Origin of the sequence: Acinetobacter sp. UBA5984, assembly GCF_002429925.1 — a bacterium.
Lineage (GTDB): Bacteria > Pseudomonadota > Gammaproteobacteria > Pseudomonadales > Moraxellaceae > Acinetobacter > Acinetobacter variabilis.
Genome location: NZ_DJBE01000036.1, coordinates 16,568 through 43,303 on the forward strand (window position 1 = coordinate 16,568; position 26,736 = coordinate 43,303).

Genomic DNA, 26,736 nt, shown 5'->3' on the forward strand with positions numbered 1-26,736 from the left:
CATATCTAGGATTAGAACATGTCTACGACTGTGATTATTCTTGCTGCAGGTAAAGGAACCCGTATGCGTTCCAACTTACCGAAAGTATTACAACCGCTTGCAGGACGACCTTTACTCGGCCATGTGGTCGACACAACAAAAAAACTCAATGCAGACAATATTATTACCATTTATGGTCATGGCGGTGAGCAGGTTCAGTCCGCATTTGCAGACCAAGATATCCAGTGGGTAGAACAAGCTGAACAGTTTGGTACCGGTCATGCCGTACAAATGACACTACCTGTTTTGCCGAAAGATGGTATTTCACTAATCCTGTCTGGTGATGTCCCTTGTATTAGCCAGCAGACGCTTCAGAATCTGCTCGATGCTACTCAAGAGCAAGGTATTGGCCTAGTGACATTAACGCTTGCAGATGCCAGTGGTTATGGTCGTATTGTGCGTAAAGATGGTCAGATTCAAGCCATTGTTGAACATAAAGATGCTTCTGAAGAACAGCGTCAAATTAAAGAAATTAATACCGGTATTTATGCAGTCAGCAATGCCAAATTACATGAATGGCTACCACATTTAAGCAATGACAATGCCCAAGGTGAATATTACCTGACGGATATCGTGGCAATGGCACTGGCAGATGGTATGAGTGTTGCATCTGTAGAACCTGAGCTGGCTTTCGAGGTGGAAGGCGTCAATGACCGTGTGCAACTGGCTGCATTGGAGCGTCAGTTCCAGGCTTATCAAGCTAAACAGTTGATGCAGCAAGGTGTACATCTGATTGACCCAAGCCGTTTTGACTTACGTGGTCAACTCACTGTTGGTAAAGATGTACGGATCGATATCAATGTCATTATCGAAGGTGATTGCGAACTCGGTGATAATGTTGAAATCGGTGCAGGCTGCGTGATTAAAAATACCAAGATTGCTGCGGGTACTAAAGTTCAGCCATATAGCGTGTTTGATAATGCTGTTATCGGTGAAGATGCACAGATTGGTCCATTTGCACGCTTGCGTCCAGGGACAAAACTGGCAGCTGAAGTCCATATTGGCAACTTTGTTGAAGTGAAAAATTCTAGTATTGGTCTAGGTTCCAAAGCGAATCACTTCACTTACTTAGGTGATGCTGAAGTCGGTAGCGGTTCCAATATTGGTGCAGGGACGATTACCTGCAACTATGACGGTGCCAACAAATTTAAGACTATCATTGGGGATCATGCTTTTATTGGTTCTAACAGCTCTCTGGTTGCACCGGTCCAGATCGGTAATGGCGCGACAGTGGGAGCGGGTTCAACGATTACCCGTGATGTGGCAGAGAACAGTTTAGCGGTAGAACGTTCTAAGCAATTTGCCAAAGAAAACTATCATCGTCCGCAAAAAATCAAGAAATAAGAGGAAGTTAGTATGTGTGGTATCGTCGGTGGCATCGCGGAACGTAATATCAGCAATATCTTAATTGAAGGCCTAAAACGTCTTGAATACCGTGGTTATGACTCTGCGGGTCTGGCCTTAATCAATAATAGCCAAGTGCTCCGTGAACGTCGTGTGGGTAAAGTCGCGAACCTTGAACAAGCTGTGAATGAATCACAGATTAATGGTTCATTAGGCATCGCTCATACACGCTGGGCAACTCATGGTAAACCGACTGAAAACAATGCCCACCCCCATTTATCCGGCAATGTCGCTGTGGTTCATAACGGTATCATTGAAAACTACCAGGAGCTGAAAGACGATCTTGAAGCTTTAGGCTATGTGTTCACTTCTCAGACCGATACCGAAGTGGTTGCCCATCTGGTCAATGATGCACTGAAATCTGCCCCTAGCCTGCTTGAAGCTGTTCGTCAGGTTGTACCACAGCTGAAAGGTGCTTATGCGCTCGGGATCGTACATACAGATCATCCAGATGAATTGATTACTGTTCGTGAAGGTTCACCATTGGTGATTGGTGTCGGGATTGGTGAAAACTTTATCAGTTCTGACCAGTTGGCTTTATTACCAATTACCAACCGCTTCATCTATCTGGAAGAAGGTGATATTGCACGTCTGACCCGTACTACCATTGAAGTATTTGTGGATGGTCAACTGGTGGATCGCCCAGTAAAAGAACTGGATGCAACCGTGAGCAATGCTTCTAAGGGTGAATATAAGCACTACATGCTCAAAGAAATCTATGAGCAGCCTGAAGCGCTAAAACAGACCATTTCACAAGCCCTAAATGGCAATACACTGCGTGAAGACTTTCTGGTGAATGCTGAACAGGATTTTTCAACAATCCAGCAAATCCAAATTATTGCCTGTGGTACCAGTTACCATGCTGGCATGATTGCTAAATACTGGTTTGAACAGCTGATTGATCTGCCTTGTCAGGTCGAGATTGCCAGTGAATTCCGTTACCGTACGCCAGTGATTGTCAATAACACACTCTATGTGTGTATTTCTCAGTCAGGTGAAACAGCCGATACCTTAGCTGCTCTGCGTGATACCCAAAAACGTGCTATGTCAAAAGGTGTACACATTACTACGATGACGATTTGTAATGTTGCAACTTCTTCAATGGTACGTGAAACAGATTACAGTCTGCTGACTTTAGCGGGTCCTGAAATTGGTGTGGCTTCAACCAAAGCTTTTACCACTCAGCTGGCTGCACTAATGCTACTGGTGCTAAAAATTGGTACAGTGAAAAATGCCATTTCAGCTGAACAGATGACTGAGATCACCACTGGACTATGGCATATGCCTAAGGTACTTCTAGATACTTTAAGTCATGATGATGAAATTCTGCGTCTCTCTGAACTCTTTGTAGAGAAACAGCACTGTCTGTTCCTCGGTCGTGGTACACACTTCCCGATTGCACTGGAAGGTGCACTGAAGTTGAAAGAAATTTCTTATATTCATGCGGAAGGTTATGCGGCGGGTGAGCTGAAGCACGGTCCATTGGCACTGGTGGATAATGATATGCCAGTAGTGATTCTGGCGCCACAGGATGACATGCTTGATAAACTGAAATCCAATATGGAAGAAGTTCAGGCACGTGGTGGTGAGCTCTTTGTTTTTGCCGATGAAAATAGCGGTATTAAAGCCAAAGAACGCCAGCATGTCGTACATATTCCTGAAGTAAACGCTGTTTTAGCGCCAATTGTTTATTGTATTCCAGTACAGCTACTGTCTTACCATGTGGCAGTCCTGCGTGGTACTGATGTTGACCAGCCACGTAATCTGGCAAAATCAGTAACAGTAGAATAACTCATAAAATTAGCCTGTTATATGAGGATATTGATTACTCTCACATAACAGGTTAACTATATATTTCTTAAATTCTGAATAAATATTTTAATCTTTAATATCCATATAGAATTTGAGTTAAATGAGTTCTTAACTGTCCTATTTAAAGGTACTTCAATAAATTTATTTACATAGTATCCAATGAAAATACAGATCACATATAAAAATAAAGCAAAATTAAGATTCTGAAAAAAAGTAATAGCTTATATATAATTTTGTTCCTATGACTAAGATAAAAGGATGGCTCAGGTAAATAGAGTAAGACGTATTCCCTAATCTTTATAAAATGTTAACAAATTTATGATAATGGTTTTTAAAAAAGCTTTCTAAACCAATCACACCAACCACACATAAAAAGGCTGGCACTCCTCTGTCCAAAGCACGACCAAACCCAGTTTCAAACACATTAAATATATTCTGAAAGAAAATAAATGCAGTTCCCAATAGAATCAGAATAATATTTAGTATGAAGTTTAAATTGTATTCAATATAAATGAGATATGCACAAATACCCAAGGCATACTCTAAAAGAATCACATTAAAAAAGAATACTTTATCTAAATTTAATATCAATATTACTACAGCAGGTAAAAAAGTCAATACTGCTATTAATGCAATATAATTTATCTTATTTCTAAAAAAATAGAGAGATAAAGCAAAAATGATATAGAAATAAACATCATAACTTAGGGTCCAGCCATTTTGAACAAGGAACTTATGCTCCCCTGGAATTAATAAATAAGAAGCTATAATATTGGTATATCCACCACTCATATTAATGAGTTCAGGGTTATATAAAAAAATACAAAGAGCCACAGTGGTAAAGAACCAATACAGAGGCAATATTCTTTGCATACGGCCTTTTAAAAATTTTATAGGGGTTATATTCTTTTTAGCTGTCGTTAAACAGATAATAAACCCAGACATTACGAAGAAAATATCACACCTGGCCCTCTAAATCGATACCATTCTAAAGATAGGATATTATACTGATGAACTTTATTTTCTATATGACTGAGCAAGACAAAACTTGCAGCAATAAATCTCAATATATTAATTGAATATAATTTATTATTAGACATATTTTTCGTCCTTATAATTTTTCTAATACAATACTTTATTTTTCAAATGAAACATTATTTTAATATTATGTAACCAGCTGAATGGTAAAAATCTTTATTTGGGTTAGAATATATTTTTCAATTGTACTCTTAAATAATAAATTATGAAAAAACTTTCTTGTTTCAAAGCTTATGATATTCGCGGCAAGTTAGGTACCGAATTAAATGAAGATATCGCCTACCGCATTGGTCGTGCCTATGGACAGATTTATCAACCAAAGACCGTTGTAGTTGGCTGTGATGTACGCCTGACTAGTGAAGATTTAAAACAGGCGACCATTCGTGGTTTAAATGATGCAGGTGTCGACGTCCTCGATCTGGGCATGACCGGCACTGAAGAAGTTTACTTTGGTGCATTTCATCTGGATGTTCAGGGCGGCATTGAAATTACTGCCAGTCATAACCCGATGGATTATAATGGAATGAAACTGGTCCGTGAAAATGCCCGTCCGATTAGCGCAGATACCGGCCTTAAAGACATTCAGACACTGACTGAAAATAATGAATTCACTGAAGTTATAAGTAAGGGTACAACAAAAAAATATAATATCCTGCCTGAATTTGTCGATCACCTGATGAATTATATTGATCCAGCAAAGATCCGACCAATGAAGCTGGTAGTGAATGCGGGTAATGGTGCAGCGGGTCATGTGATTGATGCAATTGAGATTAAATTTAAAGAACTCAATATTCCAGTCGAATTTATTAAGATTCATCATGAGGCGAATGGTAATTTTCCAAATGGTATTCCTAACCCGATTCTGATTGAAAATCGTGACAGTACACGTGATGCTGTGATTCAACATTCAGCTGACATGGGCGTTGCTTGGGATGGGGACTTTGATCGTTGCTTCCTGTTTGATGAAAAAGGCCAGTTTATTGAAGGCTATTATATTGTCGGTCTACTGGCACAGGCTTTCTTGCTAAAACAAGCTGGCGAAAAAATTGTGCATGATCCACGTCTGGTCTGGAATACTTTTGATGTTGTCGAACAATATCAAGGAACAGCTATTCAATCGAAATCAGGACATGCTTTTATCAAGGATGTCATGCGTGAACATAACGCAGCCTATGGCGGTGAAATGAGTGCTCATCACTATTTCCGTGACTTTGCTTATTGTGATAGTGGCATGATTCCATGGTTGCTTGCCATCGCAGTTTTATCTGAAACTGGAAAATCACTATCTTCCCTAGTTGAAGAGATGATTGCCAAATTTCCTTGTTCGGGTGAAATCAACTTTAAAGTCGCAGATACTCAGGCAACTATCCAAAAAATCTTTGATCATTATGCCGACCAGCAACCAGAAATCGATCAGACAGATGGCGTCAGCCTGAACTTTGGGGCGTGGCGCTTTAACGTTCGTGCTTCCAATACTGAACCTTTGTTACGCTTAAATATTGAAAGCCGCCGTGACCAGCACCCTCGTCCAATGCAGTCTTATGTAGATGAGCTCACCCAGTTAATTCAGGGATAATTCTATCTATTAGAAAAAAATTTAGAAAAGCCCCCCTTCAAATTAGACGAACTGTCCATTTTGAAGGGGGGGCTTTTTATTATGAATATTGAAAATATTGTTTGAGCAGATCTATATCGATATTTGCCTTCACTTTTCTGGCAAATAACATGCCTGATTGCTTCATCTTATCAAAATCAGACTCATCTAAAATTTTGAGATAATCTGGTCCTGACATCCAATCGATATATCCTAATCCCCCTTCAGATACTTGTTCTTCATCTTCTGGATGGTAAATTCGTTCTTGTAAATATGAATTTTGAATAATGGTATGGAAATAAATTTCATCGGCACATAGTGATTTTCTAAAGGCCAAATCATAGTCTTTATTATTTTTTATAAAGTCTAAAATATATTGAACCGCCTGATAGCTTAATATAAACCATAAAGATCCTTTATATAACTTCTATATAACTTCGGCAATCCTTTTATATTTTGAGTATAGAAACCAAGTCTATGTAAGAGAATAATTAGCTTACATTTGATTTTTTCTGAAATTGATTTTTCTTTAATAAAAAAGAAGTCTGGATATAAATATTTAATCCGGCTTCTCGGATCTGCTTGAAGTTCGTAACCGATATATTCCTGATCACTGTTTAAAAGATATTTTTCTATACTTTCAATAGGCATTAAAGGAATATCATCATCAGACAATAAAGAAAAATACTGATATTCAAATTGACTGGCATAATTTAAAAGTTTTAGAGTGGCCTCAATTTGAGTATAACCACCCCAATGTACATCCACTCTTTCTGTCAAAAATTCTATTTGTGAGCTGCTTGGTAACGATTTTTTATATGATCAAGACCTGATTTTTTTATCTACATGAATTAAAATTTTACTATTAGGACTTTTAATCAGCTCATTTACAAGATAAACAAGTGGAGTAGTTAATTGATGACACATAATCCCATAAATAAAATTCATATTTTATTATCCATATCCATGGGGATTCTGCTTTTGCCAGTTCCAGCTATCAGCTAGCATATCCTCGAGAGTATAAACAGCCGTCCATCCGAGTTCCTCTGTCGCACGGCGGCTATCTGCATAGAAGCTGGCCAGATCACCAGCTCGCCTTGGTGCATATTCAAATGCAATATTTATTCCATTTACTTGCTCAAAGGTATTCTTGATTGCCAGTACTGAAATAGGTTTTCCTGTACCGATATTCCAGGCACGACAACCCGTTTGTTGCAAACGGTTTTGAATTGCCAAAACATGTGCTTTGGCCAGATCAACGACATGAATGAAATCCCGCTCACATGTCCCATCTTCAGTCGGATAATCATGACCAAAGATCGACAAATTTTCACGTCGTCCTACCGCCACCTGTGTAACAAATGGCATCAGGTTATTCGGAATACCTTGTGGATCTTCTCCGATCTGGCCACTTTTATGTGCACCTACCGGATTAAAATAGCGCAGCAAGGCAATCGACCACTGTGGATTGGCTTGAGCGGTCTTCTCCAATAACTGTTCAACCACCATTTTGGTATAGCCATAGTTATTGGTGGGCATGCCTAGAGGCATATCTTCCTGATAAGGTGAAGGGTTAAACTCCCCATAGACTGTGGCTGAAGAACTGAAGACCAGACAGAAGACTCCAGCACGCTCCATGGCCTGTACCAGACTAATTGAACCAGAAATATTATTTTCAAAATATTTAAGGGGGATTTGCTGGCTCTCACCCACTGCTTTTAAGCCAGCAAAATGAATCACCGCATCAATGGTATTGTCCTGGAATATTTGGTCTAGGATCTGACTATTCCGTATATCACCTTCTACAAATTTCAGGCTTTTTTGAGCCAACTGTTGGACACGATTTAAAGACTCAACTGAGCTATTGGATAAATTATCCAATACTATGACGTCATGCCCCGTATTTAATAGTTCCAAGCAGGTATGTGAACCAATATACCCTGCTCCACCCGTCACTAAAATTTTAGCCATGTCTTTCCTATTATAATTTTAATCAAGCTGTCAGGATTTTAATCAAACCCTGGGTTGAACCATCTAAGCCGCTAATATCAGTTTGCTCACCATTCAGTATAGGCAATAACTGATTGGCAATTTCCTTGCCTTTTTCTACGCCCCATTGGTCAAAGGGATTAATATTCCAAAGCACCGACTGCACAAAAACTTTATGTTCATATAAGGCAATCAGCATCCCCAGACTATAAGGATTTAATTCCTGTAATAAAATAGTGCTGCTTGGCTGGTTACCCTCATACTGTTTATAGGCAGGTAAGCCTTCTAAATCAGTCTGATTCAGAGCATCATTACCAAATGCCAGTAAACGTGATTGAGCCAAACAGTTAGATAAAGCCAGATGATGCTGTTCAATCAAAGCATCAGCATTATCGACATAGGTATATTGCTGACTGTTATAACGTTTAACAGGAGCAATAAAATCACAGCTGACCGCTTGGGTGCCTTGGTGTAACAGCTGGTAAAAGGCATGTTGAGCATTTGGTCCAACTTCTCCCCAAATAATCGGACAAGTGTCGAGCTGTACTTTTTCATCGTTGCGCTGGATGGATTTACCATTGGATTCCATTTCCAGTTGCTGCAAATAAGACGCGAAATATTTCAGACGTCCATCATAAGGCAGGATAGCATGGGTCTGAATATCCAGAAAATTCGTATTCCAGGCACCCAGTAAGCCCATTAATACTGGGATATTCTGTTCCAGAGGCTTGTACTGGAAATGCTGATCTACAGCATAAGCACCGGCAAGCAGTTGTTTAAAACCGTCCACTCCAACACTGAGTGCAATCGGCAAACCAATACACGACCAGAGAGAATAACGCCCACCGACCCAATCCCATAACAACAGCTGATTTTCGGGTGCAATTCCCCAAGCTGTCATTTTTTCAGGTTTAGTGGATACCCCAATAAAATGATGCTTCACGATAGAAGGATGCTGGCCTAAAGATTTTTCCAGCCATAAACGCACTGTTTGAGCATTAGATAAGGTATCAATCGTTCCAAATGACTTGGAAGAAATAATAAAAAGCGTGGTTTCTGGACGTAACTGATGCAGCAATTCTGATAGCTGACTACCATCCATCGTCGAAACAAAATGCACATTCAAGGGTTTGGCAGATTGATATTTGAAATCCGAGAGCGCATGACTAACCATTAGCGGTCCTAAGTCAGATCCCCCTACCCCAATATTCACTACATCCTGAATAACTTCACCGGTAGCTCCACGGCGTTGTCCGACATGAATCTGCTCGACCAAAGCATACATACGGTCTAGCTGAGCATGAACTTCAGCTGCCAGATCTTCATGCTGCTGGTCCTCTTTCGGCAAACGTAAGGCCCAGTGCATGGCTGCACGTTGCTCAGTATAGTTAATCGTCTGAGTAGAAAATAAAGACCCGATCCAGGATCTTAGATTTTGTGTCTCTGCCCATTCAATCAGATGCTGCATGGCATCATGATTGACTCTATGTTTGCTATAGTCAAAAACTACCTCCTCAAATTGCACCGAGTATTGGTTAAACCGTTCAGGATCTACTGCAAAGAGTTGGCGTAAATGGATCGATTTCAATTGTTCTTTTACAGAATTCAGCTTTTTATAAGCATTATTGGTATTCTGGTCTAATTTAAGCTGGTCTAACATCAACGTCCCACCCCAATATAGTTAAAACCACGTGACTTGATATAAGCAGGGTCATAGAGATTACGTCCATCCAGAATCAAAGGATGCTGCATCAACTTGCTGAGATAAGCATAATCCGGGCTACCATACTGTTTCCAAGCAGTGATTAAACACAATGCATCTGCATCTTCTACAGCCTGATACTGGTCTTCACATAAAATTAAATCGGTACGTTGACCATAAATCTGTTCAATATTGGTCAAAGCCTGCGGATCATGCAATTTCACTGTCGCACCTTGTGCCCACAATGCTGCCAACATAGCATGTACTGGAGATTGCTGGATACTTGGCGTATTTTCTTTAAATGCAGCTCCCCAGATGGCGACTGTTTTCCCTTGTAGGTCTCCACGGAAATAATTCCACAACTTCCGGAATAACAGTTCTTTCTGTTGCTCGTTAATATCCCAAACCTGTTCCAGTAACTGGTTTTTCACCCCTGAATCCGCCACAGCATGGGTCAATGTCCGGATATCATGAGAAAAGTTTTCTCCACCAAAGCCTACGCCAGGAAATAGATAAGCGGAACCAATACGATTGTCAGCTGCCATACCCTGACGGACTTGTTCAATATCAATCCCCAGTTTTTCAGCTACGCTTGCCAGATCGTTCATATAACTGATCCGGGTAGCCAGCATGCCGGAAATACTCAGTTTGGTAAATTCCGCATCCAGAATAGGCATAAACAGGTATTGCTGGGCACGAGGAAATAAGGGACGTAATAGCTCTCTAACTTTGAGCTGTACATCTGACTGATCACAACCCACAATCAGTTGAGTCGCTTGAACGAAACTGCGAATAGCATTTCCTTCCTGAATAATATCTGGAAGATAGACCCAGTCATCATTCGGCAAAAGTTGCTGGAATCGCGCTGTACCATGCAAACCAAAGGTAGATGCATTAATCATCAATTTAGGATGGGCAAAGCAGGCATGATGAATGGTATTTAACATCTGAAATGCCAGCTGCTCTTCAGTTGCATTAAAACTGAAAAAAAAGACATCCTGATTAAAGGTCAGATGCTGAAAATCACAACAGTTTAAGAACCCCAACTCCTGCTGTTTTTGTAGCAATAATTGTAGGGATTCATCTTGAAAATAAGTCCGAACAGGCTCATCAGTATTAAAACTATTACACCATACGACCTGATGGCCACATTCAGCCAATAGAGCTGAAATAACCCCTGAAAATAAGGTTTTTCCTAATACTGCGACTTTCATAATATCCCTTTTTTATTATAAAGCGAGTTCCTGAATCAATGCTTTAAACTCAGCACCGAGTTTGGGATGATCTACGCCATAATGCAATACAGCCTTAAGATAGCCGAGCTTACTACCACAATCAAAGGTCTGACCCTTCATCCGATAAGCTTCGACAACCTCTGTTTGCTGCAATAGTGCGATAGCATCGGTTAGCTGGATTTCATTGCCTGCCCCTTTTGGTGTCTGCTCCAGTAATTGCATAATCTTTGCCGGAAGGATATAACGACCTACAACAGATAGATTCGACGGTGCAGTACCAATCGCCGGCTTTTCCACAATACCTTGCATCACTGTACTTTCACCTTCCGCAGGCGAAGCAGAAACATCCACAATCCCATATTGATCAACCAGATGATCAGGAACTGCTTCAACCATGATTTGTGATGCACGAGACTGTTCATAACGTTGAATCATACGAGACAGGTCATTTTGTGTATCTTGCTCTTTAACCAGAACATCCGGTAACAGGACAGCAAAGTCATCATCACCAATCACAGCTTTAGCACAAAGCACGGCATGACCAAGGCCTAAAGGCTGTGGCTGACGTACGCTAATCACACTAACATGAGGGGGTAAAATTTCAGTAACTTCTTTAAGCAGGTCGGTTTTGTTTTTTTGCTCAAGCGTGGTTTCAAGCTCAAAGTTACGATCAAAATAATTTTCAATCGAGGCCTTGGAAGAATGGGTCACCAGAATAATCTGTTCAATCCCGGCAGCGACTGCTTCACGAACCACATATTCAATCGCAGGGCGATCCACGACTGTCACCATCTCTTTTGGAATGGATTTACTGGCAGGTAAAAAACGGGTGCCGAGACCAGCTACAGGGAGAATTGCTTTTTTGATCATATCTATAAAAACCTAGTTCACTTTAATTTCGTTACCGCGTACATAACCATCCACATAATGTTCTAGTTGTACCAGTGCCCATTCAATATCGGTCTGAGTCGCGGTAAGTTCATGTATGCGGTTAAATACTGCCAGAATTTCTGCTAATGGATAATGTTTTTCGACAGATCGCAGAATACGCGTATGTGCAGTAATTTCTGTATTTTCTTCGTCAATCAGCAATTCTTCATAGAGTTTTTCGCCTGGACGCAGCCCAGTATATTGAATTTCAATATCGCCATTCGGGTTTTTATCATCTCTGACTTTGAGTCCGCTGAGAGAAATCATTTGACGAGCCAGATCCTGAATCCGTACCGGCTCACCCATATCCAGCAGAAACACGTCACCCCCTGTACCCAAAGCACCCGCCTGAATTACCAGTTGCGAGGCCTCCGGAATGGTCATAAAGAAACGGGTTACTTCTGGATCAGTCACGGTAATCGGACCGCCTTTGGCAATTTGCTGTTTAAACAGCGGCACGACCGAGCCTGAAGAACCGAGGACATTACCAAAACGTACAATACTGATCTGAGTCTGGTTCTGGGTCTCTGCCATAGCCTGACAGTACAGCTCTGCCATACGTTTGGTCGCCCCCATGACATTCGTCGGACGTACCGCTTTATCAGTTGAAATCAACACAAAGGTTTCTACACCTTTTTTTACCGCCGCATTCACACTAAAGGCGGTTCCAACGGCATTGTTTTTCAAACCTGCCAGCGGATTACACTCCACCAGCGGCACATGCTTATAAGCAGCAGCGTGATAAACGGTTTGTACGCCATATTGTTCAATCACCCGTTCCAACTTACGTTCGTCGAGAACTGAGCCTAAAATTGGAATAATTTCACAGCTTGCCGTAAGACGTAATTCTTTATCAATACGATATAAAGCAAATTCTGTCAGTTCATAAATGATAATTTTGACAGGCTGATTTTTAATAATTTGGCGACATAGTTCTGAACCAATTGAACCACCCGCACCTGTTACCATAACCACTTTATTCTGAATATTTTTAGCCAAAAGCGCTGGAACGGGCGGAACAGGATCTCGGCCTAATAAATCAATAATATCCACTTCCTGAATATCAGAAATTCGAATTTCACCATTGACCAGTTTAGTTAAACCTGGAATTTCGGTAATTTTAAGGTGGGCTGGTTCTAAAAACTTAACAATCTCACTTTTACGGATTCTTCCCACTGACGGTAATGCAATTAAGATTTCATCAATACGTAATTTAACCAAACACTTTAAAGCTCTATGTGGTGAATATACCTGAACCCCCCCAATATTCTGGCCTCTTAAAGACGGGTTATCATCAATAAATATAATCGGCAAATGCTCATGGGAGCGATTTAAAGTCGCTGCAACCTGTTGGCCTGCATAACCAGCTCCATAAATAGCAATCCGTTTTTTAGGCACATTAGCCTGTAAGTAGGATCTCACCACAAAACGAATCACGCCACGACTGAACCAAACCCAGGCAAACATCATAAAGCCAAACATTAATGGAATTGAGGTCGGAACAAACGCATGTGTACTATAAGCCAACAAGTACAAACCCATCACGCTTAATATGGTTGCCAGACCTAATTTCACCATGAAAAATTCATTAAAAGTTCGCACAATAAAACGGTAAACACCACAAATAAACAGCATAAAGACTGCTATTGCACTCACCCAAACCGAGCCAAAAGGAATGTTCGGCACAACCTCTGCACCAAGATCAAACTGGCGGATGGCATAACACAACCAGATCAGAACAGGGAAAATACAAAAGTCTAAAATGACCAAGAAAGCCAGTTTGGCAGTACGGGGGGATTCAACAAGTGGGATAACGATGGATTTCATATAGTTTTCAATAAGTCATATCTTAATTTAAAGAATTTGTTATTAAGATTTATGTCCAATACGGGTCCCCACCTCTAAAAAAGAGCCAGACGGAATTCTCTGTCCGCCTGCGATGTTGACACCAACACTTAAATGACTAAAGTGTTCGATCACCACATCATGGTCTAATAAGGTCCCAATATTCAGAAGCACGCCATCTTGAATAATCGTATTCGTGCCAATTATACACCCTGCCATAATACTTACCCCCTGACCAATTTGAGCAGAAGGTGAAATTACAGCCTGTGGATGTATGATAGTGGCGAGTGGTATTGATAAATCAAGCAGTAATTGTTGCCATTTTTGTCGTATTTGGTTATTTCTGACAGCAACAATCGCCTCTATATTCTGTTGCTGAAGCTGAGACAAGTTTTGAATATTCGAGATGATTGAATATTGGCCCACCTGTTTTTGCTCAGGCCAGCGATCATCCACAAAGTAAATCTGCTGCCATTGGGCAGATAACACTGCTACTTCAGCAATAGATTGACCAAAACCACCTGCCCCCAGAATCAGCAAACTCTTTTTAGGCATCTGGATGTCCTGCTTTTAATTTCATTGCAATCAGAATCAGTGGTAAATAGGCCACCAATACCATGAACTCCGGATAAGCCAATGGCTGGGTAACAGTATAATAAGCGAGTGGCAATAACCACACTAAGTTAATGGCTGCAACAGTCAACGTCACGGGGGTATGACTCCCCCATTTACGCGATAAAATTTGATAGCTATGGCTTCGATGCGCATCATACATTTTATAGCCACTCAACATGCGTTTAATAAGGGTATATGTTGCATCGACCACAAACACGCCTAAGCAAATGATCCATGCACAAAATAGTGCCAAGTTTTCTTTTAGGGCAATGAGCGCCAAAATACCTAAAGTGAGGCCGAGAAATCCGCTACAGGCATCGCCCATAAAAATTTTAGCCTTGGGAAAGTTCCACAGTAAAAACCCAAATACACAGGCCGCCAATAACCACAATATGTCTGAATTTAATGCGGTATTTAGCACATAATACAAAATTGCCATACTGACTACAGTGGTGATTGCTTCGACACTGGCAATGCCATTAATTCCATCCATAAAATTGTATAGATTCAACAACCACACCAAAAATAATACCGCAATGATATTGGCTATAAAGCCGAGTTGCAGACCATTAAAAGCCGTAACTTCGTTAAAGCCTCCCAAGCTGATGACCACACCAATTGCCACAAAAAAATGTACGGCTAAACGTAACATGGAGTTAATATGCCCATGGTCATCTAAAAAACCAAGTAAAGCGATGACAAAACCCGCTGCCATAAGAGTTAAGCCAATATGTAGCGTCAATTGTTGGCTATAGATTAATACCGCCAACGCCAACAAGTAGCTACACACAACCGCAACACCACCACCGCGTGGCGTTGGTACACTGTGGGAACTACGTTCATTGGGGTTATCTATTATATTTTTCTTGAGGGCGTAAGCTCGCATGAAATAGGTCATTGCAAACGCAAGTAAAAAGAAAATAAAAAGGGATAGCATGGACATATTTATGACTAGGCTCAGTTTCTATGCGGTGTGTTAAACATTTTTTCTAGGCTTGTATCAACATTATACGGTGCTGTCCAACCTAAAAGTTGAGTATTTTTAGTGGTATCTACCACCAGTTCTGAACATAGACGTGAGGCAACCGCTTTTTTCCCAACCAAACTTGCAAGAAAACTGATCAAGCTTTTCGGTACAGGTAGCATCAGCAATTGGTTATTTTGGTATTTTGCTAATTTTTCAAATAGTTGTTTGACTGAAATGTCATCCTGATCACTGGCTAAAAATACTTCACGGTTGGCATTAGGATGAGTCATACAAGTATGAATCAGGTCGGCTAAGTTATAGACGCTCACCATACTGCGTTTATTGTCTAAACAACCAATAGGTAAAGGGATTTTTTTACTTGCCAAGTTCACCATACTTTTAAAGTTAGCTTTTACATTAGGGCCATAAATAAGGACTGGACGAATCATGACAACTTCTAAACCTGTACGTTGAGATAGCTCAAGTAAGGCTTGTTCTGCTTCATATTTTGATAAACCATACGGGTCATCTGTATGCACATCATCATTGGGGTGAAAAGCTTGCGTAGTGGTTTGTTCACCATTCACTTTAATACTGCTTAAGTAAATAAAGCGTTTGATGCCACTTTTTACCGCTTTTTGTGCAAGGTTTAAAGTGCCTTGCACATTGGTTTGGCGGTATGCTTCAAGTGGCGATGCAGCAGTTTCATTCATGACATGTGCACGACCTGCACAGTGAATAATAACCTCAACCTTGCTCAAATCAATATTGTCTAAATTATCATTTAGGTCAAAATTGATATTACTAATATTTGGATGATCAAATGTTTGGGCATTACGTGTATGCGCTAAAACTGAATAGTCTTTTTCAGCCAAAAACTGCGATAAATATTGACCTAAGAAACCATTACTGCCTGTGAGTAAAATATTCATTATTTATTTTCCACCAGATATAATTCATTGATAATTTTTAAAATCTTTTGCATAGCAATGGATTCAGCATAATTTTCAATCAAAACACTGCGCGGTGAGTTAAGTTTATATTGATTAAAGTTCAGCGCTATATCATCTAACTTCTTTGCAAGAGCTTCCACATCTTCTGGCGGTATTGTCCATCCAATATTATGTTGTTTTACCATTGTTGAAACTTCAGCCTGCTCCTCCATGATAGCAAGAATGGGCTTATCTGCAGCCATAGTGAAATACGACTTGCTAGGTACACCTAGCCCCAACATCCCCTCAGTTAATGTTACTAAAGCAACATCACATGCATTTAGACCAACAGATTTCTCTTTCTGATCTAATGCCCCCCAATAGCAAACATTATCTAGTTTTAGCTGATTAATTTGTTCCTCTAGAGCAAATGCATATGCCCCATCTCCTATAAAAATAAATTTAGCTAAATGTGGATATTGCATTTTTTGAATTGCTTTACAAATTACAACTACCCCTTGTACGCGACCAATATTTCCAAAAAACTGAAATACCACTACATCTGTATTATGCCAATTAAGTTCTTTTAATATTTTATTTTCATATTTTTCCTGTACATCAATATCTTCATAATCAATCCAGTTTTGTACCACATGAATATTATTTAATTGAGTTTTACTATGTACCAACTCTTTCATATCATGTCCAATCACAATTACTTGATCAGCACTTGCATATATTTTGTCAAAAAAATATTTTAGAAACTTATAAAAATAGCTTTTATTTCTCAGAACATTTGCTGCAATAAGATTTTCTGGAAAAACATCATGCACCAACAGTATCCACTTAAAACCCTTTATTTTTTTTGTAAAAAAAATAATCATTAATAAAAAAATAGGGGTTGTTCCTGTAAAAACAGTACTACCTTTTCTAACATTTTTTAAAATTTCAAAAAAAAATTTAAATGAAATAACAACTTCATATAAAAATCTTTTAAACAAACTCCTTTTATTTAACTTTGGTGAAGTAATAAAATGAGCATTCTCATACTGGGGACAATGCTCATCTTTTTTTGCAATCAAAACAAGATCTATATCACTTTGCTTATTCAAAAAATTATATAGCTTTCCTAATAAATAACCTGTGGTATTTTGATTTTCATGATAATACTCAGTAATTAAATAAATCTTGTTTTTCATTTTGAAACCTTAGTACTTCTTCCACACCACACGGTTCACATAATCGGTATAGCTTAAAATAATACGCGCTACCTTTTCACCTACATTTGGCATACTATAATCTGCAACTAAACGTAATAATCTCTCCTCACCACGCGGTTGATGATCTAAAATTTCCAAGCCTTGCAAAACACGCTCTGCGGTTAAGCCCACCATCATCACAGCAGCCTCTTCCATACCCTCTGGTCGCTCATGTGCCTGACGCAAATTCAAAGCTGGAAAATTCAAAATTGAAGATTCTTCATTAATCGTACCACTGTCAGATAATGTTGCTTTAGCAGAAAGCTGCAACTTATTGTAATCACTAAATCCAAGTGGCTTTAACAATTGAATCAGTGGATGAAACTCAATATTTAGTTCTTGAATGCGCTTACGGGTACGCGGATGGGTAGATACAATGACTGGATATTGATATTTTTCAGCTACCGCATTCAACATCTCAACCAAATCTAAAAAGTTCTGGTCTGAGTTAATGTTTTCTTCACGGTGTGCACTTACAATAAAATATTGATGCTCTTTTAACCCTAAACGTGCCAATACATCCGATGCTTCAATTTTAGCCTTGTAATGATGGAGCACCTCAAACATTGGGCTACCTATTTTAATCACCTGATCGGCTGGCAAACCTTCTGCCAACAAGTAATCTCGTGCAATCGTACTATAGGTCAAGTTAATATCCGCTGTATGATCGACAATACGACGGTTAATTTCTTCAGGTACGCGCATATCAAAACAGCGGTTTCCTGCTTCCATATGGAATGTTGGAATTTTACGACGTTTTGCAGGTAATACTGCCATACAGCTATTGGTATCGCCTAACACTAACAATGCTTCTGGCTGAACTTGCTCTAATACTTTATCTACAGCAATGATCACATTCCCAATGGTTGCTGCACCCGTTGCACCTGCTGCATTTAAAAAATGATCAGGTTTACGGATACCTAAATCGGTAAAGAAAATTTCATTAAGTTCATAATCATAATTTTGGCCTGTATGTACCAAAATGTGATCAAAATATTGATCACATACTGCCATCACGCGCGATAAACGAATAATTTCAGGGCGTGTGCCCACCACCGTCATTAATTTTAATTTTTTCACAACTTTTACTCTTTAATGGGTTAATGGCATTGCATAAGTATCTGGTTTTTCACGGTCAAATATTTCATTTGCCCATAACATCACCACCATTTCATCTTCACCAATATTGGTAATGTCATGCGTCCAGCCTGGTACCGTTTCCACAATACGTGGTTCATCCCCACAGGTTTCAAGCTCATAGAACTCACCTGTCACTACATGCTTAAACTTAAATAATGCCTTACCTTTAATGACCAAAAATTTTTCTGTTTTAGTGTGGTGATAATGTCCACCGCGGGTAATACCTGGGTGTGCAGTAAAGTAAGAAAATTGTCCAGCATCTGGTGTTTTCAGCATTTCTACAAATACACCACGCTGATCACCATATTTAGGTACGCTATAGTCAAATTGTTCAGGCTTCAAGAAACTTAAATAAGTCGAATATAACGCACGAGTCAAGCCTTTACCTACACGATCTGTAATTAAACTTTCACGTGATTGTTTAAAACCCGCCAAAGTTTTTGCCAAATCACCTACACTAATTTGATATTCAGGCTGGATAGAAAAAACTTGTTCTACCTGCGCTGTACCTTGAATAATGTCCCAAAATAATTCCACTACATCATCTACATAAACTAGACGAATCATGGCATTTTCATCATGAATCTGAATAGGTAAATCATGTGCAGTGTTGTAGCAGAAAGTCGCCACAGCCGAGTTATAATTTGGACGTGACCATTTACCAAATACATTGGCTAAACGGCAAATATAAACTGCATTTCCCTGTTGCTGATTCAGCTCTAATAATACCTGCTCACCACCCAGTTTACTCTGCCCATAGGCATTGTCACGTTCTGCCTGAATAGACGAAGAAAGTATTATTGGTGTTTGCTTGTTTGCCTGCTTGAGAATATCTGTAATTTTTTGCGTGAGTGTGACATTACCCTCAATAAACTCTTGTTCATTTAAAGGTCGATTTACGCCTGCCAAATGTACAATCCAATCCACATCTAAAACAGATTGTTGTAAAAGCTCTTGGGATGTTTCCTTGTTTACTTTTAGAATTTCTATATCAGATTTCTCAGATAAAAATTGAATCAGGTTTTTCGCGATAAAGCCATTAGAGCCAGTGATCAGTATTTTCATTTTATGCCTCAGGATCAACATATTGGCCCTGAGTTAAGGCACGAATAAATTCAAGTTTTAGCAGAAGCTTTTTCATACCTTCAACATCTAAGCGTTCGGTATTATGTGAGTTATAGTCTTCAAATTCGGTAATTTTTGAGTCACCTTCTTCTACATATTTTTCATAGTTAAGGTCACGTTGATCTGCTGGCACTCGGAAGTAATAGCCTTGATCTATCGCAACCACCATTTCTTCACGGCTAAGTAATGCTTCATAGGCTTTTTCTCCATGACGCGTACCCATAATAGAAACAGGGTGCTGTTCTACGTTAAGTAGTTCTTTTAATGCTTGAGCCAAAACTTCAATGGTTGCTGCAGGTGCTTTTTGTACAAAAATATCACCATTTTCACCGTGTTCAAACGCATATAAAACTAGATCAACCGCGTCTTCCAAAGTCATCATGAAACGGGTCATGTTAGGGTCTGTAATGGTAAGCGGTTTGCCTTGGCGAATTTGATCTACAAATAGTGGAATGACTGATCCACGAGATGCCATAACATTGCCATAACGTGTGCCGCAAATCACTGTTTCGAGTTCTTCTAGGTTACGTGATTTTGCTACCATGACTTTTTCCATCATGGCTTTGGAAATACCCATAGCGTTGATAGGATAGACAGCTTTGTCTGTACTTAAGCACACTACACGTTTTACGCGGTTTTGAATGGCTGCTTCCAACACATTTTCTGTACCTAAAACGTTGGTTTTTACCGCTTCCATAGGGTGAAATTCACAAGAAGGGACTTGTTTTAAAGCAGCGGCATGGTAAATATAGTCTACTCCTCGCGTTGCATTCAGTACGCTATTATAGTCGCGCACATCACCAATATAGAATTTAAGTTTAGATGATTGGTATTTCTTACGCATATCATCTTGCTTTTTTTCATCACGACTAAAGATACGGATTTCTTTAATATCTGTTTCTAAAAAGCGTTTTAGAACAGCATTACCAAATGAACCTGTACCGCCTGTAATTAAAAGAACTTTATTTTCAAACATTTTTAGCGCCTGATTAAATATTAAATTTAAATTAATGATTAAATTTTCTCAACAATCTTAAAGGCTACCACACCAGAAATCATGTATGCAAAACTTGACAACAAGTCACCACGTGAAATGAAAAAAATTGCAGCACAGAAAAATACACCTTTAGCTATACTAAAATTATGTTCAGATAATTTAATATTATTTAAATACTTAAAATCAATCTGCTTCATAAAGAATGATGCAAATAAAATAAAAATAATTATCCCTATATAGCCAAAGTTAACATAACCTTCTGCAATATACGGCATTGATATATTCGTAAATATATAGTTATTATCAATAGCTAATTGAGCACCACTTCCAATAGGTTTACTCTCCCAAAAACTCCGTGGTATGAAAAACAACATTACAACTAAAATTTGCTTTCCATATGTTATATAATCTACTCTTATTACTTCCATAAAGTTTTGATAAGCATCAAAATGAGCCTGATTAAAAAAAGCCAAATCAGGAATAATTTTTATTTCTTTACCCCAATAATAATATCTAAACTCATTAAGAAATGGGAATAAAATAATCATTGAAAAAATCATAATAGAACAAATTTTTCTAGATGACTTTAAACTAGGAATAACAATTAAGAGTACTGGAATATAGATGTAAGCAACAAGATATCTAGGAATTCCCGTAGGAAAAGCACAAAAAATTAGAAAAAATAAAAAAATAAATGATTCAAAATATCTTTTATCTAAAAAAAATTTTATAAATATAAATGCTGGTAAAAATCTAGAAACCTGTATTAAAAGGGTTTCAAAAGAAGAGTATTCATAAATATTATCATCATCCAAAATACCTCTAAAAAAAATTTTATCAATATTAAAATTTGCAGCATTAAAGATAATAAATGAACAAAAAAAACATATAAGCAAATTTAAAGAAAAATTTTTAGCTTTTAACACCCTACTTTCAACACTCACAAATACCGGTGAGATTTTATAAAAAAATAAAATTAAAAAATTTATAAAAAAAATCAAAATATTACTAAAAAAATAATCATCCTTTGAAAAAATCTCATTTGACCAAAAAATCACCCCCTCAGTATAATTAACCCAAGGAACAAAACAGAAAAATAACAAGTTAAAGATATAAAAAAAAAGAATACTACTAATATTTTCCTTAAGAACAACACAAATTAAAAAAATAACCGCAAGACAGTTAATTAAAAAGCTGACTCCAACATAATCAAAATTCAAACCCATGTAAAAAGATAAAAAAATGATTATAATTGCTAAAAAAATAGAAAAAATAATATTATTTTGATATAGAATCATAAATTACCCCACAGGCATCAAACATTAATTTCACTTATGAGGTTTTATTTAGAATTTATATTTTCAATAATTTCTAAATACTTTAGACTTCTTTCCATGCTAGAACCAAATTCTTCAACTCTAGCTCTACCTTTTTTTTCTAAAGATTCTCTTAAGTGTGAATTAGATAATAAATTAAATATACCATCTACATACTGATTTGTATCTAAAGGATTACAATAATAAGCTGCATCATCACAAATATCTCTACTAAACCCCATATCAGATGCTACAATTGCTTTAGACATGTACATTGCTTCCAAATAGGTAGCTGAAAATACCTCCAATAGCGTTGGTATAAATACTATTGTTGACTGCTCATATAAAGATGGTAAATGAGATAAAGATACTTTACCGACATATTGAATATAATCATCATATACAGAGGAAAATCCTAATTCTTTTTTATCTAATGTAATAATAAATTTAAAATTATTAAAACCCTTCTCAACTATAAGCTTATCAATAATAGATGGAATTAACATTATATTTTTATGCGGATAATTAGCTGTCACCATTAAAACTTTCAATTTATTATTATCATTGAGATCAAATGACTTCCATTTAGATTGATCCAAAAAAATCTGATTTAATGTATTACCAACTACATAGTTATTTTCAAAACCTGATAGTTTTTCAAACCTCTTACAAGCATCGTTTGTTTCAAAAACCAAAGCATCAGAATTCTTAACAAAAAAAAACCTTTTAAACTCCATAATAAGCTTATTTTTAATTTTACTTAAAAGATCAAGGTTTTTAATGTAGGGTGAATCACCATAAATGATGTGAGGTATAGCAAAACCAACTATTTTAGGAAATTTACTTTTATGATAAGAAGGCCCAAATATAGTAAAAATGCAATCAGGAATAATTTTATTTTCTATTAATTTAACTTTTTTTATGCGAATTACAATCGATTTTTCACTTTCTCTACACAGGTTATAAAATTTAAAATTCACAGGGAAATCATTAATATCAAAACTCTCAGCCATTTTAAATGACTGTATAACATGATATTCATTTTTTAAATTTAAATTTTTAAGATCATTAAGAAATGAACTTGCTACTTGTATACCACCACCAGCGTACAAGTTTGAATTATCAATTATATATTTCATTTAATATTCCTTAAAAAACCTTCACGCCAATTTCTTACACTCCTGAATTTATTATAAAAAAAGTAAGAGTTTATTGATATTGATTTACAATAATTTATATCACAATACTTTTTTAATGTTCTAACAAGATCATTAATACTACCGTCATAGAAGTCTCCGGTTACACCCTCTTGAATAGATAATATCTCACCACCTGTAATTGCTTCCTGTGTTGTTATAAAACCCACTCCATAAGAGAAACTCTTTTGAACTGATAATCCTGCCTGGCCGGGAGACACACATACTGCTGCTCTTTGCATAATAGGCAATAGGTGATCATCAGTTATAATATTGCCATGCAACTTTACATGATTTTGTAAACCTTTTTCTTCAATATAGTTCCTTAAGTTATTAAATTCCTGACCATCACCAATAATTTCAAGATTTAAAAAATTGGTATCATTTTTAATTAAAATACTATAAGCCTCTATGAGATCAAAAATTTTTTTTTGCTTATAAAGAGAGCCTATAAAAATTATTGATTCATATGTTTTATCCTCAATATTAAATTTCTTATTAGGAGTCACTGTATTATATGCAACTGACATTTTTTTTGGAGATACCCCCCAAGAGATATACTTCAATATTGGATACTTTTCATAAAATATTGAATAATCATATTTTTTTACAAATAAAATCCTTAACACTGAAATTAAGTCTTTAGCATCGTATCCTTTCCGATAGGATGCATTAACCCCTATACCAAACAAAATTTTTTTATAATTTCTTATTTTAAACAATTCCAAATATAAATTTAAATTTCTTAAATTAAATGGAAAAATAACATAGTCATATTCATTGAGCCCATCAATTGAGTAATAGCTAAAAGGCCCTATATTAACTATACCATATGTAATTTGATTAAATTCCGTGCCTGACACTTTATCACCAATATGCGCCACACATAAATCCACATCCTCTGTTAAACTATTAAACAAAGATACCCTATAATGCTGGAGAACCCCCTCATTAATTAACAAAACCTTAGGCTTCATCTTTTCACTCTACTTCTCATAAAAACAAGAATATCATTATCACAACTTTAATATTAGACATTCCTAGCAAAAATCTTTAATTTAAATTAATAAAGCCTACTAAATTAATAGAAAATTTCTCATTGGACAAATTCAAAATATTAAATTCACTATGCTTTACTAAAAGTAAATGTATATCTGCTTGCTCACATTCATTTAATGAAACTAATTTTATATTATGTGGAGTATTTGAAGGTAACTCTATAATATTAGGCTCGATTGCTAAGATACTTAAACCTTGTTCAGCTAATTTTTTTGTAATATTTAAAGCTGGGCTTTCACGCAAATCATCAATATCAGGTTTAAATGCCAGACCATAGCAAGCTACAGTTACATCTTTAATGGTTTTTTCAGGGTTGGCTTGTAAAAATTCAGCAATCTTAATTTTCACCTGATTTATCACCCAATCAGGTTTACTATCATTCACTTCACGTGCCGTACGAATTAAACGGGCTTGCTCTGGCGTTTTAGACACAATAAACCATGGGTCAACTGCAATACAGTGCCCGCCCACTCCCGGACCTGGCTGTAAAATATTGACTCGCGGATGACGGTTCGCTAGCTGAATCAACTCCCACACATTTATATCTAACTTGTCACAAATAATAGAAAGCTCATTAGCAAATGCAATATTCACATCACGGAATGAGTTTTCAGTCAATTTACACATTTCTGCCGTACGTGCATTGGTTTCAATGCAATTACCTTTTACAAAAACTTTGTATAAATCAATTGCCGCTTGCGAACAGTGAGGTGTCATTCCACCAATAATACGGTCATTACTAATCAGCTCTTGCAGCACTTTACCTGGCAATACACGCTCTGGGCAGTGAGCAATTAAAATATCTGCCTGTTTGCCAACCTGTTGTGGAAAACTTAAATCTGGACGTGCTTCGCTCAGCCATGCCACCATTTGTTCAGTTGCACCTACAGGCGAAGTAGATTCCAAAATAACTAAATTACCTTTCACCAAGTGTGGTGCAAGCGCTTTCGCTGCAGATTCAATATATTTTAAATCTGGTTCATGGTTATCTTTAAAAGGGGTCGGTACAGCCACAATATAAGCATCTGCAGCAACTGGACTTAATTGTGCAGAAAGCTTTTGTTGTGCAACAACGTCACGCACTAAAGCATCTAGGTCTGGTTCTACAATATGAACTTTACCCCGATTAATTAAATTCACCGCATGTGGGTTAACATCTACACCTGTAACTTTTACTCCATGCGCAGCAAAGGTCGCTGCAGTTGGTAAACCAATATAACCTAAACCAATAACACAAATATGTTTAAACTGTTGCATTTTTAACTCAATTTATTTATTTAAAGCATGAATAATTTGTTGACTAGCTGTACCATCACCATATGGATTGTGCGCTGCCGCCATCGTTTGGTACAAGTCTGTATTTTCTAATAGCTCAATCACAGACTGTTGTATAAGTGCTGCATCTGTTCCTACAAGTTTGACTGTACCTGCCTCTACCGCTTCTGGGCGCTCGGTTGTATCTCTCATCACCAATACTGGTTTACCCAAAGAAGGCGCTTCTTCCTGAATACCGCCAGAGTCGGTTAAAATCAAATAACTGTGGTTCATTAAATACACAAAAGGTAAGTAGTCTTGCGGTGCTATTAAATAAATATTAGAAATACCCGATAGCAATTCATTTACAGGCTTTTGTACATTTGGGTTTAAGTGTACAGGGTATACAATTTGCACATCAGGATACTGTTTTGCAATATTTGCCAATGCTGTACAAATATTTAAAAAGCCCTGACCAAAGTTTTCTCGGCGATGACCTGTCACCAAAATTAGTTTTTTTGTCGAATCTAAAAAGTTAAATTGCTGCTCAAATTGAGCAATAGCCGCCCAATCTGTTTCAACCTTTTCTTTGACGGTAAGCAACGCATCAATAACGGTATTGCCTGTAATGGTAATATTTTTTGGGTCTATATTTTCTTTAATTAAATTATTATAAGAAGATTGAGTCGGCGCAAAATGATAAGTGGTTAAAGCACCTGTAAGTTTACGATTCGCTTCTTCAGGCCAAGGTGAATAAATATCGCCAGTACGCAAACCTGCTTCTACATGACCAACCGCAATTTTATGATAGTACGCAGCTAAAGAGGCGGCAAAAGTTGTGGCAGTATCGCCATGCACCAACACAACATCTGGTGTCCATTCAGCAAAAACTTGCTCTAAGCCTTTCAATACACCAGAAGTAATGTCAGACAAGGTTTGCCCTGGCTTCATTAGATTTAAGTCAAAATCTGGTGTTAAGTTAAAAAGTTCCAGTACCTGATCTAACATTTGTCTATGCTGACCTGTTACGCACACTTTGGTCTCAAAACTAGCTTCCTGTTGTTTTAATTGTAAAGCTAATGGTGCCATTTTAATTGCTTCTGGTCGTGTGCCAAAAACTAAAAGTACTTTTTTCATAAGACTGCTACACTTTTCAACCAACATTGCCAGTATTTGTATTTTCATATTATTGTATAATATTTTAGCTAAAAAAATCATACAATTTTAAAAATTAAAACCAATTAATAGATCTCTTGCGAAAGTTAGTTTAAGAGCATCCAATTCACCA

General features: G+C 37.5%; 23 protein-coding genes. 3 read left to right on the forward strand and 20 right to left on the reverse strand.

The window, feature by feature from the left end; translation table 11 throughout:
* The first annotated feature begins 18 nt into the window (after positions 1-18).
* Positions 19-1,383 carry a bifunctional UDP-N-acetylglucosamine diphosphorylase/glucosamine-1-phosphate N-acetyltransferase GlmU gene (gene glmU, locus B3J29_RS05415; RefSeq protein ID WP_175966414.1) on the forward strand — a complete coding sequence of 455 codons (1,365 nt, stop codon included), beginning with the start codon at positions 19-21 and terminating at the stop codon, positions 1,381-1,383.
* Positions 1,384-1,395: 12 nt separating this feature from the next.
* On the forward strand, positions 1,396-3,234 hold the full coding sequence (gene glmS, locus B3J29_RS05420; RefSeq protein ID WP_175966416.1) for a glutamine--fructose-6-phosphate transaminase (isomerizing): 1,839 nt from the start codon (positions 1,396-1,398) through the stop codon (positions 3,232-3,234).
* Between the two features lie 318 nt (positions 3,235-3,552).
* Here glmS and B3J29_RS05425 read toward each other — a convergent pair whose 3' ends face one another.
* Positions 3,553-4,212 (reverse strand): acyltransferase family protein, encoded by a 660-nt coding sequence (locus tag B3J29_RS05425; protein ID WP_334103515.1) that lies wholly within the window; start codon positions 4,210-4,212, stop codon positions 3,553-3,555.
* Positions 4,213-4,498: 286 nt separating this feature from the next.
* Between B3J29_RS05425 and B3J29_RS05430 the strand changes: the two genes are divergently transcribed.
* Positions 4,499-5,869 carry a phosphomannomutase CpsG gene (locus tag B3J29_RS05430; protein ID WP_286964557.1) on the forward strand — a complete coding sequence of 457 codons (1,371 nt, stop codon included), beginning with the start codon at positions 4,499-4,501 and terminating at the stop codon, positions 5,867-5,869.
* A 79-nt stretch (positions 5,870-5,948) separates the two neighbouring features.
* Here B3J29_RS05430 and B3J29_RS05435 read toward each other — a convergent pair whose 3' ends face one another.
* The 19 genes from B3J29_RS05435 to wecB (B3J29_RS05525) form a co-directional block, all read right to left on the reverse strand.
* On the reverse strand, positions 5,949-6,287 hold the full coding sequence (locus B3J29_RS05435; protein WP_334103516.1) for a hypothetical protein: 339 nt from the start codon (positions 6,285-6,287) through the stop codon (positions 5,949-5,951).
* Complete coding sequence (locus B3J29_RS05440; protein ID WP_286964559.1) at positions 6,281-6,655, reverse strand: beta-1,6-N-acetylglucosaminyltransferase; 375 nt, start codon at positions 6,653-6,655, stop codon at positions 6,281-6,283. The genes B3J29_RS05435 and B3J29_RS05440 overlap by 7 nt, the downstream gene beginning before the upstream one ends.
* A gap of 186 nt (positions 6,656-6,841) precedes the next feature.
* On the reverse strand, positions 6,842-7,858 hold the full coding sequence (gene galE / locus B3J29_RS05445) for a UDP-glucose 4-epimerase GalE (RefSeq protein WP_286964561.1): 1,017 nt from the start codon (positions 7,856-7,858) through the stop codon (positions 6,842-6,844).
* Positions 7,859-7,880: 22 nt separating this feature from the next.
* The gene (gene pgi, locus B3J29_RS05450) at positions 7,881-9,536 is read right to left on the reverse strand and encodes a glucose-6-phosphate isomerase (RefSeq protein ID WP_286964562.1); all 1,656 of its coding nucleotides are present in this window, start codon (positions 9,534-9,536) and stop codon (positions 7,881-7,883) included.
* Positions 9,536-10,792 (reverse strand): nucleotide sugar dehydrogenase, encoded by a 1,257-nt coding sequence (locus B3J29_RS05455; protein WP_286964563.1) that lies wholly within the window; start codon positions 10,790-10,792, stop codon positions 9,536-9,538. Before B3J29_RS05455 ends, pgi begins: the two co-directional genes overlap by 1 nt.
* A 15-nt stretch (positions 10,793-10,807) precedes the next feature.
* Positions 10,808-11,683, reverse strand: coding sequence for a UTP--glucose-1-phosphate uridylyltransferase GalU (galU, locus tag B3J29_RS05460; RefSeq protein ID WP_286964564.1), 876 nt, complete (start codon positions 11,681-11,683; stop codon positions 10,808-10,810).
* Between the two features lie 12 nt (positions 11,684-11,695).
* Positions 11,696-13,570: a polysaccharide biosynthesis protein gene (locus tag B3J29_RS05465; protein ID WP_286964566.1), complete on the reverse strand. Its 1,875-nt coding sequence runs from the start codon at positions 13,568-13,570 to the stop codon at positions 11,696-11,698.
* A 42-nt stretch (positions 13,571-13,612) separates the two neighbouring features.
* The gene (locus B3J29_RS05470; RefSeq protein WP_286964568.1) at positions 13,613-14,143 is read right to left on the reverse strand and encodes an acetyltransferase; all 531 of its coding nucleotides are present in this window, start codon (positions 14,141-14,143) and stop codon (positions 13,613-13,615) included.
* The gene (locus B3J29_RS05475) at positions 14,136-15,146 is read right to left on the reverse strand and encodes an MraY family glycosyltransferase (RefSeq protein ID WP_286964569.1); all 1,011 of its coding nucleotides are present in this window, start codon (positions 15,144-15,146) and stop codon (positions 14,136-14,138) included. The genes B3J29_RS05470 and B3J29_RS05475 overlap by 8 nt, the downstream gene beginning before the upstream one ends.
* Positions 15,147-15,160: 14 nt before the next feature.
* The gene (locus B3J29_RS05480; RefSeq protein WP_286964570.1) at positions 15,161-16,102 is read right to left on the reverse strand and encodes an NAD-dependent epimerase/dehydratase family protein; all 942 of its coding nucleotides are present in this window, start codon (positions 16,100-16,102) and stop codon (positions 15,161-15,163) included.
* Positions 16,102-17,301 (reverse strand): glycosyltransferase family 4 protein, encoded by a 1,200-nt coding sequence (locus B3J29_RS05485; protein ID WP_286964571.1) that lies wholly within the window; start codon positions 17,299-17,301, stop codon positions 16,102-16,104. Before B3J29_RS05485 ends, B3J29_RS05480 begins: the two co-directional genes overlap by 1 nt.
* A gap of 9 nt (positions 17,302-17,310) precedes the next feature.
* Positions 17,311-18,441 carry a non-hydrolyzing UDP-N-acetylglucosamine 2-epimerase gene (wecB, locus tag B3J29_RS05490; RefSeq protein WP_286964572.1) on the reverse strand — a complete coding sequence of 377 codons (1,131 nt, stop codon included), beginning with the start codon at positions 18,439-18,441 and terminating at the stop codon, positions 17,311-17,313.
* Positions 18,442-18,453: 12 nt separating this feature from the next.
* Complete coding sequence (gene wbjC / locus B3J29_RS05495; protein WP_286964573.1) at positions 18,454-19,566, reverse strand: UDP-2-acetamido-2,6-beta-L-arabino-hexul-4-ose reductase; 1,113 nt, start codon at positions 19,564-19,566, stop codon at positions 18,454-18,456.
* Between the two features lies 1 nt (position 19,567).
* Positions 19,568-20,602 carry a polysaccharide biosynthesis protein gene (locus B3J29_RS05500; protein ID WP_286964574.1) on the reverse strand — a complete coding sequence of 345 codons (1,035 nt, stop codon included), beginning with the start codon at positions 20,600-20,602 and terminating at the stop codon, positions 19,568-19,570.
* A gap of 38 nt (positions 20,603-20,640) precedes the next feature.
* Complete coding sequence (locus B3J29_RS05505; RefSeq protein ID WP_286964575.1) at positions 20,641-21,921, reverse strand: O-antigen polysaccharide polymerase Wzy; 1,281 nt, start codon at positions 21,919-21,921, stop codon at positions 20,641-20,643.
* A 44-nt stretch (positions 21,922-21,965) separates the two neighbouring features.
* Positions 21,966-23,078 carry a glycosyltransferase gene (locus B3J29_RS05510; RefSeq protein ID WP_286964576.1) on the reverse strand — a complete coding sequence of 371 codons (1,113 nt, stop codon included), beginning with the start codon at positions 23,076-23,078 and terminating at the stop codon, positions 21,966-21,968.
* Positions 23,075-24,112 carry a glycosyltransferase gene (locus B3J29_RS05515; protein ID WP_286964577.1) on the reverse strand — a complete coding sequence of 346 codons (1,038 nt, stop codon included), beginning with the start codon at positions 24,110-24,112 and terminating at the stop codon, positions 23,075-23,077. Before B3J29_RS05515 ends, B3J29_RS05510 begins: the two co-directional genes overlap by 4 nt.
* Positions 24,113-24,188: 76 nt before the next feature.
* Complete coding sequence (gene wecC, locus B3J29_RS05520) at positions 24,189-25,451, reverse strand: UDP-N-acetyl-D-mannosamine dehydrogenase (RefSeq protein WP_286964578.1); 1,263 nt, start codon at positions 25,449-25,451, stop codon at positions 24,189-24,191.
* A 12-nt stretch (positions 25,452-25,463) separates the two neighbouring features.
* Positions 25,464-26,585, reverse strand: a complete 1,122-nt coding sequence (wecB, locus tag B3J29_RS05525) for a non-hydrolyzing UDP-N-acetylglucosamine 2-epimerase (protein ID WP_286964579.1) — start codon at positions 26,583-26,585, stop codon at positions 25,464-25,466.
* Between the last annotated feature and the right edge of the window lie 151 nt (positions 26,586-26,736).

Bases quoted from the DNA above. Each gene is read 5' to 3' on its own strand.
- glmU (WP_175966414.1), top strand. From the start codon at position 19: ATGTCTACGACTGTGATTATTCTTGCTGCAGGTAAAGGAACCCGTATG.
- glmS (WP_175966416.1), top strand. From the start codon at position 1,396: ATGTGTGGTATCGTCGGTGGCATCGCGGAACGTAATATCAGCAATATC.
- B3J29_RS05430 (WP_286964557.1), top strand. From the start codon at position 4,499: ATGAAAAAACTTTCTTGTTTCAAAGCTTATGATATTCGCGGCAAGTTA.
- galE (WP_286964561.1), bottom strand. From the start codon at position 7,858: ATGGCTAAAATTTTAGTGACGGGTGGAGCAGGGTATATTGGTTCACAT.
- pgi (WP_286964562.1), bottom strand. From the start codon at position 9,536: ATGTTAGACCAGCTTAAATTAGACCAGAATACCAATAATGCTTATAAA.
- B3J29_RS05455 (WP_286964563.1), bottom strand. From the start codon at position 10,792: ATGAAAGTCGCAGTATTAGGAAAAACCTTATTTTCAGGGGTTATTTCA.
- galU (WP_286964564.1), bottom strand. From the start codon at position 11,683: ATGATCAAAAAAGCAATTCTCCCTGTAGCTGGTCTCGGCACCCGTTTT.
- B3J29_RS05465 (WP_286964566.1), bottom strand. From the start codon at position 13,570: ATGAAATCCATCGTTATCCCACTTGTTGAATCCCCCCGTACTGCCAAA.
- B3J29_RS05470 (WP_286964568.1), bottom strand. From the start codon at position 14,143: ATGCCTAAAAAGAGTTTGCTGATTCTGGGGGCAGGTGGTTTTGGTCAA.
- B3J29_RS05475 (WP_286964569.1), bottom strand. From the start codon at position 15,146: ATGTCCATGCTATCCCTTTTTATTTTCTTTTTACTTGCGTTTGCAATG.
- B3J29_RS05480 (WP_286964570.1), bottom strand. From the start codon at position 16,102: ATGAATATTTTACTCACAGGCAGTAATGGTTTCTTAGGTCAATATTTA.
- B3J29_RS05485 (WP_286964571.1), bottom strand. From the start codon at position 17,301: ATGAAAAACAAGATTTATTTAATTACTGAGTATTATCATGAAAATCAA.
- wbjC (WP_286964573.1), bottom strand. From the start codon at position 19,566: ATGAAAATACTGATCACTGGCTCTAATGGCTTTATCGCGAAAAACCTG.
- B3J29_RS05500 (WP_286964574.1), bottom strand. From the start codon at position 20,602: ATGTTTGAAAATAAAGTTCTTTTAATTACAGGCGGTACAGGTTCATTT.
- B3J29_RS05505 (WP_286964575.1), bottom strand. From the start codon at position 21,921: ATGATTCTATATCAAAATAATATTATTTTTTCTATTTTTTTAGCAATT.
- B3J29_RS05510 (WP_286964576.1), bottom strand. From the start codon at position 23,078: ATGAAATATATAATTGATAATTCAAACTTGTACGCTGGTGGTGGTATA.
- B3J29_RS05515 (WP_286964577.1), bottom strand. From the start codon at position 24,112: ATGAAGCCTAAGGTTTTGTTAATTAATGAGGGGGTTCTCCAGCATTAT.
- wecC (WP_286964578.1), bottom strand. From the start codon at position 25,451: ATGCAACAGTTTAAACATATTTGTGTTATTGGTTTAGGTTATATTGGT.
- wecB (WP_286964579.1), bottom strand. From the start codon at position 26,585: ATGAAAAAAGTACTTTTAGTTTTTGGCACACGACCAGAAGCAATTAAA.